Origin of the sequence: Wukongibacter baidiensis (assembly GCF_050888315.1) — a bacterium.
In the GTDB taxonomy this organism is placed as follows: Bacteria; Bacillota; Clostridia; order Peptostreptococcales; family Caminicellaceae; genus Wukongibacter; species Wukongibacter baidiensis.
This window is the reverse complement of record NZ_CP138202.1, coordinates 2,704,256-2,719,434: the sequence shown is the minus strand read 5'-3', so window position 1 is coordinate 2,719,434 and position 15,179 is coordinate 2,704,256. Positions and strand designations below refer to the sequence as shown.

Genomic DNA, 15,179 nt, shown 5'->3' with positions numbered 1-15,179 from the left:
GGGGTCTAGCTTTTATATTATGAGATCATAAAAGCTAGACCCACAGTTTTTTTCTTAACTATATATCAAAACAAAGCTCAAATTGGTGTATGTCACGGTATTTTTCGAAATGACTTCGACAACCAGCCTAATACCAAATCAACACTTATAATTGACAAGACAATCTAATAGTCTATCTCTAATGGTTTATAGTCGTCAGACAATTCTTCTTCACTTAAAAATTTGAAATTGTCATCACGTAGAATTGGCAAAAATACATCGTATGGAATCCTAGAAAACTCACAGGCATAATTGCTGGCTCCAAACCACATACCCGCTTTGCTACTCAAATTTAAGCCCCTAGCAAATTTTGTATAGTTTGAACAATCGTGAACTGCTAAATCCCAGTTTTCTTCATCGGCTATTTTCATAAACTTCAGAGTTAATTCCCTACTCCAAATCGGAGATATATAGCCATGTCTGGAAATATACATGTTTTCCCCAGAATAATTGTCTATGTTATTCTCATTTAAATGTAATTCTGCACAATTGATAAAATCTAGTTTTGTATCTAAGATAGCTTGCTTTTTCTTAAAAAATATTTCGAAAAGCTCAGGAGTCATTGGAGTTTCAATACCTACATTTTCAATATATTTTTTCGCCATTCCAATATTTTCAATAACTTTGTCTGAACAGTCAGTAGCACCTAGGTTGAAACGGATCTCACTAAGACCGGCTTCACCTAATGCTTTTAATGTCTCTTCCGTAGCTAAAGTACCATTGGTATATAGATGTTGATGAATTTGAGCATCACTAAATTTCTTTATAACCGAATAGTATTTTTCAATTTCCATGAATGGTTCTAAATAAACGTAGGAGATGCCAGTGGGTTTTTGGTGGATGGAAAGAAGTAAATCAATATCCTTTTCATAAAATTTAGTGCCTCCAATTTCCCACATATTTTCGCCAATCGGAGGAATATCTTCTAGATGTCCGTAATTATAACAGAACTTACACTCTAAGTTACATTTATTCGTTTTCCTAATTGCACTCAAACCGGTACCCAACAGACAAGAACGACATCCTTTTGAAAATTTGCTTTCATTTCCCACAAAAAAAGTTCTATTTTCCAGAGTTTTTAAACTTCTAATCGCCGACATTAACTTATCATTTCTATGATCGATGGCTGCCTCAATTTGCGCAAAGGTAGAGTAAATGATTTCTTCATGTTTTGGAGAAATTTCCTCCTCCTCAGGTAATAAAGAAAAAAATTCAAACCATATCAACGCATCTTTCTTCGAAATTTTCATAACGTATCCTCCTCTAATTGATCATCCTGAAAATTCAATTCAAATCTTCTTGTTATATTTTTCTATTTTTCCTAACGACTGAGAATACATGTTCTAAATCAGTCCGTAATGTATCAAAAGGAAATAAGTCATTTCCATTATTATCTACTTCGCTAAAGTTAGTATAATTTAATCTTCTATATCTGTCCATACATTTGCATTAAAAATAAGGCCACTGATTAAGGAGTGATTAGCCTTAATCAGTGGCAGTGGTTATATTTTATATGTCTATATCAACCTGGAAACCAGGGGATGAATGATCCAGAGTTAACTTCACTCATTCTGAAATACATCGGGGCTGAACTCAAAAGAAACCTTTATGAGACAGCCCCATTTCATTTATTGTACATTAATATTTTTCTATAGCTTCTTTTTTGATTTTATTAAACTAATGTAATTGCGCTGACAGGGCAAGCCTTGTCACATAATCCACAACTGGTACAACGTTGCTTATCTACTAAATAAGGATACGCTTTTTTATATTTATCCACATCTGTTTTAACTGAATCTAAACAACTGAATGGACATGCTTGAATACAGATACCACATGCCATACATGTTTTATAATCAACAACTGGTTTTCCTTTAGCCAATCCTCATCACCCCTTATATAAATTCATGTAACCCTAAGACTACTACAGTGTCATCAAGTGGTCGACCTGTTTCTTTGTCCCAGCCAAAGTTTTTCCAATGAAGCTTCATCATAGCCTCAATAGGTACCTGTCTTCCTTTTAAAGGTCCTTCATTTAAAGGTGGCTTCCCAGCCATTCTATTATGAAGTTTAAAATCCATTGGATTGATACCTTGCTTAATATTAAACAATTGACGTAATGTTTGCATGCGCTTGCCAATTTCCATGTATTCATCTGGAGTTTTATTCCAGCCTGTAGCTGCATTGAGCCACTCAAACATTTTCCAATGATGGACGCCTAACATCATTGCAAACATACATCCACCTACGCCATCGGTTAATTGCTTATAACAGCTTCCTGCAACACTCTTCAGGGCTTCTTGATCTGAAGGGATATATTCTTCATCCTTTGGATATTTCGTAACCTTTGGTGCCCAGGATACCTTATCCCATAAAGACATGGCATTGTAATAAACTGATGCTCCGATGGTATGTCGCCCAGGAGTTGGATCTGCACTGTAATGTACGCCAATCATTGGGTCAAATCTTGAATCATGCATACCTGGTTCTTGACCCCCTGCGTTAATGGCGTAAGACTCACTGCCTTTACCTATCCTCTTTGCGGCACGTTTAACACCGTCAGCTAAAATATCACCGATACCATCCCGTTGAATCATTTTTTTAATAAGGGCTACAATAGCTTCTGCATTACCCCAAGTTAATTCCAAACCATCGGTATCCTCTTTTGTAAGTATACCTCTCTCATAACATTCAATAGCATAGGCGACAGCAGTACCACCAGAAATTGTATCCATTCCAGCTCGATTCATAAGTTCATTGATGTAATAAATAGAATCTAAATCTTTATTCATGAGTAGACCTGAAAAGGCGCATACTGTTTCATATTCTGGCTTATGGGTATGTGTGAACTCTCCCTTAGTGTTTGACTTGATATCACATATCCCACCACAACCTATAGCACAAGAGTAGCAATGGTATTTTTTGATTTCATCCTTTTTCACTTTATCGGCTGTTACTTTCTTATAGTAGGATTTATTGTATTCTTTACAAGAGCCACTCCAGTTTTTTATAGGCGAATCCCCACTTGTAGCTGAAAATGTATTTCCAAAGCCGGTTCCCCACTTTTTCCACAAGCCTGCCATAAGCATTGGATCAGTAGGTTTAACGTTTTTTGCCTTTCCCATTTGCTTTCCTAATAAAGCTAGCATATTGCTACCAACAAAACTAGGAAAGTTAGCATTCTTAACTTTCTCAGCAAATTCGACACTAATGGCCTTCACAGCCTCAGGATCATTACATTTGATAGGCTTCGAACCAGCAAGGACTACTGCCTTTAATTTTTTTGAACCCATTACAGCACCTACACCAGATCGTGCAGCGATCCGTCCTCTATCATTAACAATCCCAGAAATTAATGACAATTTCTCTGCAGCTTGCCCAATCGCTGCTATTGCAGGCTTTTTCTTTGTCCAATTTTCCTTTTCAAGTATCTCTTCTGTCAGGATTGCATCTTTTCCCCAAAGATCTGAAGCATCCCGCAATTCAGCTCCTTTATTATCCATATAGAGATAAACTGGCTTTTCTGATATGCCTTTAAAAAAGATAGCATCTACTCCACACTGTTTTATAGCAGGTGATAAGGTACCGCCACAGTTTGCATCACCCCATCCTTCTGTTAATGGAGACTTACATACTGCCAGCCAACGTCCTGTCACAAAACTCCCGGTACCAGTTAGGAGTCCACTAACAAAGCCTAAAATATTGTCTGGTCCTAAGGGATCGGCCCCTGCGGGTATATTATTATAGAGATAATAAGCGCCTAATCCTACTCCTGAAAGAAAGTTCTCATAAACATTATTGTCAATTTTCTGTTCTTCAATTTCACCTGTTGTCAGATTTACAATAAGTATCTTACCTTGATAACCCTTCACAATGAAATACCTCCTTATAAATAGTGGTCTATAAGTTGAATCTTAACCACCTGAAATAATATTGATAAATGTGATAATATCGCCATCTTTTAAAGGTGTACTCACTTTTGCCCGTTTGTAATTGACAGAGCACATTAGGATAGGGCTTAAAGGTAATGGAATTTTAATTTTTCTTAGTAAATCCTTTACTCTAGAACCCTCATTCAATTCAACATAACCATCGTCATCAATATTGATGGTCTTAATAAACATTGGTGCATACACCTTAACACGCATTAAGTCACTTCCTTATTATTAATTACTAACCTGTATAACTCTACTCTAGACCCAAGTCTATCTTAACAAAGTCATTGTTACTGTATAATTCCATAACTGTTATTTAATTATTTTTTGACTTTTCCATAGTAACAACGTACCGGTCTATCTTGTATTGCTATCAAGCAATAGTTACAATCAATACATTTTGATTCCTCTTGTTTGCCTTCTTTAAACTTTGAAACAATATTTGGCTCTAGGATAAAGGGTCTACTCATAGATACCATATCTGCTTTACCATTTTCGATTATATCCTCGACAGCACTTTTTGTTCTAATTCCACCTACAACTATAACTGGAATGTTTACAGCACTTTTTATATACTTAGCAGCATCAACGTTATAATTTCTAGTAGGCTTTAGGGGTGGTGGTACTATTTTTTTAACAACGGGTTTTAATACTTTTTTTACTAAAGGATGTTTATTTTTGAATTTGGTTCCATATTCCAATAAAGCTTCAGCAGGAAAACTAACTCCACGAGCAAAGCTCAGTCCATCTTCTTCTACACCACAAGATACTTCAATAGCATCGCATCCGGATTTCTCAAGCATTTTTGCAACAAGCACAGCCTCTTCAATTCTCATTCCACTCTTTCTATTATCATATGCATTTAATTTTACTAAAACAGGATAGGAGGGCATTTTTTCTTTTATTCTTTTTATGATTAAGTCAATTATACGATAGCGATTTTCTAAACTTCCTCCCCATTTGTCCTTTCGCCTATTCGTGTAATTGGATAAAAAGGAGCTCAATAAATAACCGTGGCCTCATGTACTTGAACCCCATCAAAGCCAGCTTGTTGTGCACGTTTTGCTGCAGATACAAAATGGTCAATAATATTCTCAATGTCCTCATCGGTTGCTTCAAGAGGCGTATCGTCATTATGGATTTTATTTTTTATAGGAGATGGAGCCATAGGTGTCATTCCTGTTACCTTAGAGGATGTTTGACTACCAGAATGTGCAATTTGAAGGATTATTGGCACATTGAATTCATGAACTTCATCAACAATAGTTTTATAAGAGTCTATAAATTCATCTCGGTCTATCATTATCATATTATGATTTTCACATTTACCTCTTTGCATAACCCCACTGTAACCTGTAATGATGCCGCCAACGCCACCTTTTGCAAAACGAAGGTAGGTTTTTTTTAAGCTTTCATTTGGCCTACCTAACTCATCTGCCATACCTTCATGGGTTGCAGAACGTAGAATATGATTTTTGAAGGTTATTCCTGCTATGTTTACAGGACTAAATACATCTTTTTTCATGTTAAGACTACACTCCTCACTTTAATATTTTTTTATGTTTTATAATATAAGAAATACTATCTAATACACACAACTTCTATCTTAGAGTTTTAATAATTAATTCTAAATTGAATACTCTTTATTTTTGCCGAATAAAAAGAGTATTTCATTTCTTTTAACACTGTAGCTTCCTTTTCCAAGTTAATATCGTCCACCTCTTCACAATAAGTGATTAATTACTAACTTGTCTCTATGACAATGTTTGGCTAGTCAACAAAGATAAAGCTTAGGATATTTAAAATAACTTGCTCTTTAAGTTCTTCTGTAAGAACCAGCTCTCCTGCAATTGTTGTTCTAGCAATTTCTAAAATTGGCACATGTACAAAGGCATAATAAAGAGCTATTGGAATATCCTTCAAGTATTTATTTTTAGTATTTTCAATTATATATTGAGTTAACACTTCTACTTGTTTTTTTCCTCTTTTGCTTGTAACTTGGTCTATATAATTAGAATTGGTGAATTGTAGATAATACTTAAGTTGATCGATATTTATTAGAAAATAGTTCAAATAATTATATAAAATTTTTTTACTTTTCTCTCTCACATCAATAATACTTTCAGTGCCTCGGAAAACTTCTTTAGCTAAATTTGATTTGATTTTTAAGTAAGTTGCAATAATTAATTCATCTTTATTTGAAAAATGTTTGTATATAGTTGCTTCTGAAAAGCCAGCCTTTTTTGCAATTTTAGAAGTCGGTGTATTATGAAGTCCAAACTCATTTACAAGTTCTATTGTCGCATAAATTAGCTTATCACGTGTATTAATTTCTATCACACCCTTGGTTAGTAAATACTTACTAACAAAATTGTAAACTACTTTTTATTTGTTGTCAAATATTCTTTATAAATATTGAAATAGATCATAAACGTGTTTATTTTGAAGTATATAACGTAAGTAGACATAGCAATAATAAAAAAAGAAAAATACCAAAAGAATATAAAGACATAAAAAGTTTAATCTAACCAATAGCATAAATAGGTCATGGTCAGATTTATATAGGCAAATGCTCTAACCAACGTCATGTCTTACTGGCAATGGGATACTTCGACTACGCTACTCTCATCTCAGGATGACAACAGAATGGTGATGTTAGAAAAAAGGGGAAACTCAAATTTAAAAAAGTATTGACACCTACCTACTAGTAGGTTAAGATTGTATTAAAAATAAGAAAGGAATGATATTATATGAAATTTAAGTTTAAAGAAGTAAATGGATTAAAGATCAGGTATGCAGAGCAAAGAGGTAACCAAAAAGAGACAGTAGTTATGTTGAGTCCATGGCCACAATCTATTATGGCATTTGAACCATTTTGGGATAAACTTACTGAAGAATTCAGTGTTATTGCTATAGATTTACCAGGTTACGGTGGTTCTGAAGGAGATATAAAGTATTTTTCACCGTTAAAAATGGCTGATTGTCTTGTTGATATTGTAAATGCTTTAGAAATTCCTAAGTTCCATCTTGTAGGACCGGATGTTGGTTGCCCAGCAGGTTTAGCATTAGCCATCAAGAAGCCTGAATTGCTTAAAAGTCTTTTTATTGGTGATGGAGCATGTGTATCGCCTCTTATTGTAGCTAGTTCTCTTGAGCAACTAATAAAAGCTCCTAGTTTAGAAGATTTAAAACCAATTGCTAACCAGCAATTAGTTATGGATACGGTAAAAAGAGGTTATTTAAAACACCAACCTTCAGAAGAAGCTGTAAATGATTTTTTAGCTTCATATGATACTACTGAAAGAATAGTAGAGCCAATTAATTTTGTTAGAGCTTACCCTGTAGATCTTCCTGAAATGCAAAAGAAATATGGTGATATTGAGATTCCTGTAATGATTGCATGGGGAGAAAATGATGTTTTTGCACTAAAGGAAAATGCTTTTGAATTAGATAAAATGCTTAAAAATAGTCAAGTTAAGATTTTAGAAGGTGCAGGACACTTTGCATATGAGGATAATAATGAGGAAGTATTAGAATTATTTAAAGATTGGTTTAATAAAAATGCATAAAGTTGTGGTGAACACAGTTAGTGTGAAATAAAATATAGACAAAAATTATAAAAGCCCCGTATTTCCCTAAGCTTTATTTTTGCGTATTTATTTAATAGCATAGGTAGTTTTCAGAAGTCATTTACTAAATAGAATTTAAATAATAAAGAGCTGAATTTTGATTAATCCTTTTTCAAAATTTAGCTCTCTTTTGGTATTAGTGGCCGTTGCCACCTTCAGCAGCTTCTGCAATTGCTTTAGTTTCATGAACCGTACCACGTGGATGATTAGGTGGTCCATAGATAACGTATACTTTAAGTGGTTTATTACCTGTATTGATCACATTGTGCCATGTTCCAGCAGGTACCATGACCGCAAAACCATCATAAACTTTTTTCTGATAATCCAACTTATCTTTTCTAGGTCCCATTTGAGCAAGTCCTTGGCCTTCTTCAACACGTATGAACTGATCCACATTGGGATGAACTTCCAAACCTATGTCATCTCCAACATCGATGCTCATCAAGGTAACCTGTAAATGATCTCCGGTCCATAAAGCGGTGCGATAATTATCGTTTTGCTTAGTAGCCTCATCAATATTGACTACAAAGGGTTTTGGTCCATAGTCCTTTAACTTAATAGACTGCTTAGAAGGGTTTGGGGTATACATAGGAGTGTTAAAGGAATAAGGAGATGGATACATTCTATAAAGATTATACATATTTTGAGGACTATATACTGGGGTGTTAAGGTAGTAAGAATATGGGTATGGGCTATACATATTATACATATTGTTCATTCCTTTCATAGACTTATAACATTATAATATGCTCTATGATTAGGAAATGTGTTTCGATTCGTGGGAATACGGTATTATCTATAGCCAAGAAATTTTTTAGCAAGGTCTCTTTAGACTAATACCTCTTGTTGATCAGGGCATCTTTTATCGCCTTTTATATAGTAATAAAGCCCGATAATAATTAATACTCCGCCAATAATTTTTCCGACTGATAGTATTTGCCATCTTAGATAATCGATTATCATCCCCGTCATGAGCTGTCCTATAAAGACTAAGATGGTTACATAAACAGCTGACAATTTATTAATAACTATGCTATTTAGTACCATGATTAAAGAACCAATAACCCCACCTAAGAAGTAATAAAAGGGTACATATCCCTTAAAAACTAATACTTGACTTAATGAAAAGCCACTTACTATATAGACATATACGATGGAGCCTAGAAGTCCAACAAAGAAATTTGTCATTCCAGCTTGAATTAGGCCTACCTTGTTAGCTAGCTGACCATTAATTGAAATGCATATAATTACAAGTGCTCCTGCTAGTAGTGCTAGTACTATGTACATAGAATCCCTCCTTATATTATCATCATGGATATAATGCCAAGAACCATGATTGAGATACCAATTAGTTTAGTCCTATTAATCCTATTCGATATAAGTCCCAAGAGTCCAAAGTGATCAATGAGCATAGAAGTTATCAATTGCCCTATTAAATTAAGACTCAAGGTTAAGGTAGCTCCTAGAGCTGAGAAACTAAGATTATTAAAGAGAACGTTAAAAATACCGAGAGCTCCAGCTATGAAGAGGTAGGCAGGTAAGCCATTTAAGCTTTGTAATCTATTACGACTTCCTAGTAGTAGAATGATTGTTCCTAGCAGACCAATAAAATGAATAACCATGAGCGATTGTTCGTTGCCTATATGAGAAGCTAGTAATCCATTGAAAGCCACCATCAAAGCAATTAATACACCATCAAATGTAGCAAGTGCCTTATACATATTCGATTACTCCTTTCTTTTTTTATAGGGTAACATATCTTAAAAAAGATTAAATAGGACATTTGTCGAGGGGATATAATATTTACAGATAAATTTGTTTGAGTTATGATTATACTGATTCATAGATTTTGTCATATTATAAAGGGACTTCCGATTATATGTTATATTCGGGAAATGGAGTATTAGGAGGTTGATGTTTTGCATAAGTATAAAGATAGTATAAAGCTACGAAAATACCTTGAACTTTACCATTTAGAAGGTGTTATCCATAAAGATATGCAAGAACATCATGAATTTCATGACTTAAAGAAAGGTGAGCTAGTATGCGTATTAGGTGAACCTATACGTTATTTCTATATATTGCTGGGAGGTAATGTAAAGGTATTCACAACCTCAGTTGATGGTAAAATTCTATCCCTAAGAATCTTTGGTCCAATTACTAATTTGGGAGATATAGAACTCATTACTGGTACAAGGTATCGTTGTAGTGTGGAAGCATTATCCGATAGTCTATGCTTAGCATTTCCTATAGAGGTTATTCAAACAATTGGTCTTAATCATAATGCTTTTCTGAGATACTTATGCTCTGACCTATGTAATAAATTTGACGATATTGCTAGCATTAGTTCAAACAATATCCTATACCCGCTACGAAATCGTTTGGTAAGCTATATGTTGGAATATCTATGTGAAGATTCTAATACAATAACCTTCCCCTTCACCCACAAAGAGCTTGCTGAGTTATTAGGAACTACCTACAGACATCTAACTAGATCATTAGGTGAATTAGAAAGCCAAGGATTGATTACGATGGGGGATGGTACTATCTATGTTCTTGATGAAGTGAATTTAAGAATGTTGGATGTTGATATTTATCCTCATAAGACTTGATAAGGAGGTGCAGTGGATGACATATAATAGAATTAGTAAAAAAGCTATAAAATCTTGGATAATAAGCCGATTAATCATATGTATAATTTTAATGTTAATCTATGGTGCTGGTATGCATATTATCCTATTACCTAGGATTACAGATCAACGATTAATATATCTAATATACTCAGTAACTGGAGGATTACTACTTTTCTTAGTAGCTTATATATTTGCATTTCCTATAATTGAGTATAAAGAGTGGAGATATAGCATTACAGATGAAAGGATAGACCTAATCTATGGGATCTTTATCAGGAAACATATGGTGATTCCCATATCAAGGATTCAATACATGGATGTAGAACAAGGACCCATTAATCGCTGCTATGGGTTAGTAACGGTTATTATCAATACGGCTGGAGGGGTTCACGAAATTCCTGCATTAACAGAGCAAGAAGCAGAGAAGGTTTCTAGTCGATTGACAGATGTGATCCAATCAGGTGATAGATATGAATAGGTATGAAGGAGAACGTAATCATCTGCTATCTTTACTAGCTCGTATCATAATTAATGGAGTCTTAAAACAATTGGTCATAGTATTGGTACTCTATCTTATTCTAATCAGCAAAGTTGGCTGGCTAGCTGCGATAGGGATTATATTGGTCTATCTAGGTGTTATTAACATAAGCTATGTTCTATCATGGCGGCATACCTATTTCTATATTAAAGATGACAAGTTATTCTTTCAAAAAGGTTTTATAAAGAGAATAAGAAGAGATATACCATTGGATAAAATCAATACCATTGACCTATCCCAGAATCTATTAGAACAGATAACAGGTCTATCACGAGTAAAGATTGATACGGAAAGTATACTCGATACAGGTTCAGAACTAATCCTTATATTGGGAAAAGATCGGGCGAATAAATTACAGCAACAGTTATTAGGAAAGAATGAATCAAATGACCATGATCTAGAAGTTGGTTGTACCTATGATGTAAGTATTTCAGAATTAATAAGATACTCTTTACTTTCTAATGGCATCATAGAAATCTTGCTGGTTTTATGGGCTTTATATGAGCGTTTAGATGATATTGGAAATGTGATAGGATTTAATCGCGACGCATATCTAAATAATGCCCAGTTTACAACTTATAGGCTTTTGGGATTAATAGGATTATCTCTTGCTATAGGCTTTATAGCAGTATTGGTAAGAAATATGCTTAGGTACTCAGGTTTCCAAATAAGAATTGAGCCAAAGACCTTGAAGATTAGATATGGATTACTTGAGAAGAAAAATTATAGCTTTGATCGAAGGAAAATTAAAGGAATACACATTAAACAATCCATGCTAATGCAATGGTTTCATAAATACACCATCGAAATTGAGAGTATTGGATATGGTGATGAAGGCAATGAGAAGGCTGTTTTGTATCCATATTGTAACGAAGAAGTGAAGGTACAAATCCTTAATGAATTGCTACCTAGTATCCATCAAGATTCAGGAGTTATTCACCGACCACCCCAAAAATCTTTCATTCATTTTATACTTTCTAAAGTACTGGTGACTATCATAGGAACCATTATATTAGCCTATAATTTTGGATATGCTTGGGTAGGGGTTCTGGTAATTACTATAGCAGTAGTCCATGGCTATATGATCTACAGGAATACAGCCTTAGGAATGAAAATGAATCGCAGGATATTGTATGCATCACGAGGAGCTTTTAAGAAAAAACAATCCTATATAAACGGCAATGTCATTCAGTCTATATGTCAATCCCAGCATTACTTTCAGAAGCAAAAAGGAATATGCAACTACTCTATTATAACCTGGGGAAAGGTTATAGGGGATATTAAAGTGAAGCATATGGATAGCTCTTTATTTGAAGCATATGTAAAGGAAATTCAAAAAAATAAATAAGAACTTAAGTAATGACGAAAAGAAAGAGTGTCAGGAGGAGTAACTTATCAACCTTGACACTCTTTGTGTGTAAATATATTTTGAATAACTAATATTCACTAATTTGCTCGCCTTCCCAATCGTGGTTTTCATCATTTTCAGTAAAGGCTCCTTTGAAAGTCCTTTTACCACTACTATCTTTTTCAAATTTTATTTCAAATTCTCCTTGTACATTTGGTCCTATTATAACACCAGAAGAAGCACCTCCCCAGTTTACGGAACCTTCAATTCTGCCACCACCATCCCAATCATAACTACCGGTAACCTTATTAGCATAAGGAAAAATAGTATCATCTGTAGGGACTAAATCCTCTGAAATATATAATTTCAACATACCTAGATTGGTCTTCCATTCTCCACTTAGTTTATTTAATGATAGTCTTTTACTCGCCCATCCTGACGTTTCATATCCGTACTGAACCATTTTGGTCATATTCTCGGCCATAGATTTGGGTACATTATATTCCTCTTGTAGGCATTTCTTAATTTTTTCAAATTCATAGGGATATTTATAAAAACACTTGAACAAATACTTTTTATATTCATCATATTTACCACTAAACCAATCGGTAATGTATTTAATAGAAAGTTCTCTATAAAACTGATGCTGTTGAGGTCTTAAAATCCCTTTACTACTATAACGATATAAATTTATGGGCTCTAATGAGAATGGTGAGTAGAAATAGTTATAAAAATATTGAGGATATGAGTAATAGGGATAGAGATTGTAATGATAGGAATAGAACACTAAGATACCTCCTTGAAATTAATCTTCTTTATCAGTATATGAAGGATTTCTGGTAAGTGTTCTTAGCAATAAACATACCTACATCAGATTTTCAAAGAACATAAATTTCTAATGAAAATAATTATAAAATTGTGCTATAATAACTTGAAACACAGGATTATACTCTGGTATATAATTACAAGTAATCCAGTAATGGGACTAATTGAAGGGAAATATTTTTAATTCATAAACTAATTGAGGAGAGATTAAGGGAATGAAAAAACTTACACGACTATTCATATCAGGATTTCTAACCATTTTACCCCTAGGATTATTTTTCTATGTAATAAAAATTGTTTACCGTATTATAGACAATATGACAAAGGGATTTGTAGCTGCAGTACTTGGAAAACCTATTCCAGGAGTAGGTTTCATATTAACTATATCACTTATATTTTTATTTGGATGTATAACGAACTTTGTTCTTGGTGAAAGATTATTTAATGCCTTTGAGAATTTCATATTAAAACTTCCATTTGCAGGGTCAGTTTACAGGGCTATTAAAGATATCAGTGAAACTATCACAAAAAATAAAAAAGGATCCTTTTCTAAGGTCGTAATGGTAGAGTTTCCGATGAAAGGAGTTACAAGTATTGGATTTATTACTAATAACAATGTACATATGTGCGGTGAAGACCAAGTGGCAGTATTCATCCCAACTACACCTAATCCAACTAATGGTTTCTTAGTTTATGTACATAAAGATCATGTAAAGGAATTGGATATAACTGTTGATCAGGCAATCAAGACAGTGGTTAGTATGGGAAGTGTCGATTTTTAATAGGTAAGATTATATAGCATCACCTTTTTAGATTCACAGGGCATAATTAAATATAGTATAACTGCTTCAAACTATCTACTTTATAGGAAAGTAGGTAGTTTTTTTTGCAATTAAGAAGAGTCTTAGCTATTTTATCAATCCCACAACTTTCACATTATTTTCACTTCGTTGTGTTGTATATTTTATTTTTTATTATTTGTATAATATAAAATAGAATTGGAGGGGGAAAAATGAAAAGATTACAGACAATTAGAGTAGCAGTACAGGTGATTTTTATGTTGTTGTTTGCAGTTGGATTAATTACAAAAATTCCATATGCAATGACAACTATTATACTTTTGGGAATTTTGCTAGGGCCAATTTTTTGTGGATTTGTATGTCCTTTTGGATTTATGCAGGATTTAAGCTCTAGGTTAGGAAAAACTCTAAGAATAAAACAAAGGCAAATGCCTAAAAAATGTCAGAAGTTTTTAGTATTTACTAGATATATTATATTTCTTCTAGTAGGAGTATCTGGTGTGCAAATAATCTTTCAGTTATTAGGATATGATCCAAGAGTTAACTTTTTAAAGGTGATAGATAGTCAAGTGGTTTCATTAGGTGCAATCATGACGATAATCATTTTTTTAGTTATAGGAGTATTTTTTAAAAGACCTTTTTGCAATTATTTTTGTTACGAAGGGGCAAAATATGGATTAATGGGAGTGGCTAGACCATTTAGGGTAAAAAGAAATGAAAGCAGCTGTGTTAACTGTAAAATATGTGATAAAGTTTGTCCTATGAACATAGAGATATCCACAAATAGAAAAGTAAATTCGCTGCAGTGCGTCAATTGCTATGAGTGTGTAAGTAGCTGCCCTGTAGAAAATACGTTGAAAGTTGTACCTATAATTGACGATGTAAAATCATTTAATCGTTCAATAAAAAATGGTGAATTGAAAGCTCGATTAAGAGGAAAGGTTACGAAGAAAAATATATTTGTGGTTACATGTGGAATTTTAATTCTCGGTCTATTACTTATTTTAGGCCAGAGAAATAAACCTTTCCCGGAATATATAAATACTCAGGCTGTAGTGGCAACAGGTGCAGAGGTAGAAACATCAGATGCTGTAGGCTTTGAAGACGGCGTATATACGGGTCAAGCTGAAGGCTTTAATGGTATAATTAAGACAGATGTGACTATAGAAAATGAGAGAATAAAGTCCATAGCGATTACGAGTCATCAAGATGATGCAAGATGGTTTAACCATGCAAATGGAATCATTCCAAATGAGATTATTGCCAATCAAACTACGAAAGTCGATACTGTTACTATGGCGACCTATTCATCATCGGGAATTATAAATTCTGTAAAAAATGCATTAGGACAAAAAGACTATATTGTTACTAAGGATAAAAGGAAGCATCGCCATTAAAGCTAGGATATGATTATAAAATTGAAAAAATATTT

At 33.7% G+C, this 15,179-nt stretch carries 16 protein-coding genes and 1 pseudogene; 6 read left to right on the top strand and 11 right to left on the bottom strand.

All coding sequences use genetic code 11. From position 1 onward, the window contains the following. Nucleotides 1-164: 164 nt before the first annotated feature. The 7 genes and pseudogenes from R9X47_RS12275 to R9X47_RS12245 form a co-directional block, all read right to left on the bottom strand. Nucleotides 165-1,289 (bottom strand): radical SAM protein, encoded by a 1,125-nt coding sequence (locus tag R9X47_RS12275; RefSeq protein WP_432667169.1) that lies wholly within the window; start codon nucleotides 1,287-1,289, stop codon nucleotides 165-167. A gap of 422 nt (nucleotides 1,290-1,711) precedes the next feature. After that, on the bottom strand, nucleotides 1,712-1,921 hold the full coding sequence (locus tag R9X47_RS12270) for a 4Fe-4S binding protein (protein WP_432667167.1): 210 nt from the start codon (nucleotides 1,919-1,921) through the stop codon (nucleotides 1,712-1,714). A gap of 13 nt (nucleotides 1,922-1,934) precedes the next feature. Further along, nucleotides 1,935-3,911, bottom strand: a complete 1,977-nt coding sequence (locus R9X47_RS12265; protein ID WP_432667166.1) for an aldehyde ferredoxin oxidoreductase family protein — start codon at nucleotides 3,909-3,911, stop codon at nucleotides 1,935-1,937. Between the two features lie 42 nt (nucleotides 3,912-3,953). Continuing rightward, nucleotides 3,954-4,187 carry a MoaD/ThiS family protein gene (locus R9X47_RS12260; protein ID WP_432667165.1) on the bottom strand — a complete coding sequence of 78 codons (234 nt, stop codon included), beginning with the start codon at nucleotides 4,185-4,187 and terminating at the stop codon, nucleotides 3,954-3,956. 107 nt (nucleotides 4,188-4,294) lie between these two features. Continuing rightward, complete coding sequence (locus tag R9X47_RS12255) at nucleotides 4,295-4,777, bottom strand: HisA/HisF-related TIM barrel protein (protein WP_432667627.1); 483 nt, start codon at nucleotides 4,775-4,777, stop codon at nucleotides 4,295-4,297. 24 nt (nucleotides 4,778-4,801) lie between these two features. Further along, nucleotides 4,802-5,499 (bottom strand): annotated as a pseudogene (locus R9X47_RS12250) (NADH:flavin oxidoreductase); the annotation flags it as partial. A gap of 245 nt (nucleotides 5,500-5,744) precedes the next feature. Beyond that, a complete protein-coding gene (locus R9X47_RS12245) occupies nucleotides 5,745-6,314 on the bottom strand; it encodes a TetR/AcrR family transcriptional regulator (RefSeq protein WP_432667164.1) in 570 nt (189 codons plus the stop codon). Nucleotides 6,315-6,724: 410 nt separating this feature from the next. On the opposite strand from R9X47_RS12245, the gene R9X47_RS12240 reads away from it, so the two are divergent. Continuing rightward, nucleotides 6,725-7,543 (top strand): alpha/beta fold hydrolase, encoded by an 819-nt coding sequence (locus tag R9X47_RS12240; protein WP_432667163.1) that lies wholly within the window; start codon nucleotides 6,725-6,727, stop codon nucleotides 7,541-7,543. A gap of 196 nt (nucleotides 7,544-7,739) precedes the next feature. Here the strand turns inward: R9X47_RS12240 and R9X47_RS12235 are convergent, their stop codons facing one another. From R9X47_RS12235 to R9X47_RS12225, 3 genes are all read right to left on the bottom strand, one after another. Then, entirely contained in the window at nucleotides 7,740-8,312 is a 573-nt protein-coding gene (locus R9X47_RS12235; RefSeq protein WP_432667626.1) for a cupin domain-containing protein, read from the bottom strand. Between the two features lie 119 nt (nucleotides 8,313-8,431). After that, nucleotides 8,432-8,890 carry a DMT family transporter gene (locus R9X47_RS12230; protein WP_432667162.1) on the bottom strand — a complete coding sequence of 153 codons (459 nt, stop codon included), beginning with the start codon at nucleotides 8,888-8,890 and terminating at the stop codon, nucleotides 8,432-8,434. A gap of 11 nt (nucleotides 8,891-8,901) precedes the next feature. Further along, nucleotides 8,902-9,324: a DMT family transporter gene (locus R9X47_RS12225; protein ID WP_432667161.1), complete on the bottom strand. Its 423-nt coding sequence runs from the start codon at nucleotides 9,322-9,324 to the stop codon at nucleotides 8,902-8,904. Between the two features lie 198 nt (nucleotides 9,325-9,522). On the opposite strand from R9X47_RS12225, the gene R9X47_RS12220 reads away from it, so the two are divergent. Genes R9X47_RS12220 through R9X47_RS12210 form a run of 3 tightly spaced genes read left to right on the top strand, consistent with a single transcriptional unit; the run spans nucleotide 9,523 to nucleotide 12,122 of the window. Beyond that, on the top strand, nucleotides 9,523-10,215 hold the full coding sequence (locus tag R9X47_RS12220; RefSeq protein WP_432667160.1) for a Crp/Fnr family transcriptional regulator: 693 nt from the start codon (nucleotides 9,523-9,525) through the stop codon (nucleotides 10,213-10,215). Between the two features lie 16 nt (nucleotides 10,216-10,231). Beyond that, on the top strand, nucleotides 10,232-10,714 hold the full coding sequence (locus tag R9X47_RS12215) for a PH domain-containing protein (protein ID WP_432667159.1): 483 nt from the start codon (nucleotides 10,232-10,234) through the stop codon (nucleotides 10,712-10,714). Further along, a complete protein-coding gene (locus R9X47_RS12210; protein ID WP_432667158.1) occupies nucleotides 10,707-12,122 on the top strand; it encodes a PH domain-containing protein in 1,416 nt (471 codons plus the stop codon). The genes R9X47_RS12215 and R9X47_RS12210 overlap by 8 nt, the downstream gene beginning before the upstream one ends. A gap of 88 nt (nucleotides 12,123-12,210) precedes the next feature. Here the strand turns inward: R9X47_RS12210 and R9X47_RS12205 are convergent, their stop codons facing one another. Beyond that, nucleotides 12,211-12,909: a hypothetical protein gene (locus R9X47_RS12205; protein ID WP_432667156.1), complete on the bottom strand. Its 699-nt coding sequence runs from the start codon at nucleotides 12,907-12,909 to the stop codon at nucleotides 12,211-12,213. A gap of 253 nt (nucleotides 12,910-13,162) precedes the next feature. Here R9X47_RS12205 and R9X47_RS12200 point away from each other — a divergent pair, with 253 nt between their 5' ends. After that, nucleotides 13,163-13,729, top strand: a complete 567-nt coding sequence (locus R9X47_RS12200; RefSeq protein ID WP_432667155.1) for a DUF502 domain-containing protein — start codon at nucleotides 13,163-13,165, stop codon at nucleotides 13,727-13,729. Nucleotides 13,730-13,959: 230 nt separating this feature from the next. Beyond that, nucleotides 13,960-15,144 carry a 4Fe-4S binding protein gene (locus R9X47_RS12195; protein WP_432667154.1) on the top strand — a complete coding sequence of 395 codons (1,185 nt, stop codon included), beginning with the start codon at nucleotides 13,960-13,962 and terminating at the stop codon, nucleotides 15,142-15,144. The last annotated feature ends 35 nt before the right edge of the window (nucleotides 15,145-15,179 follow it).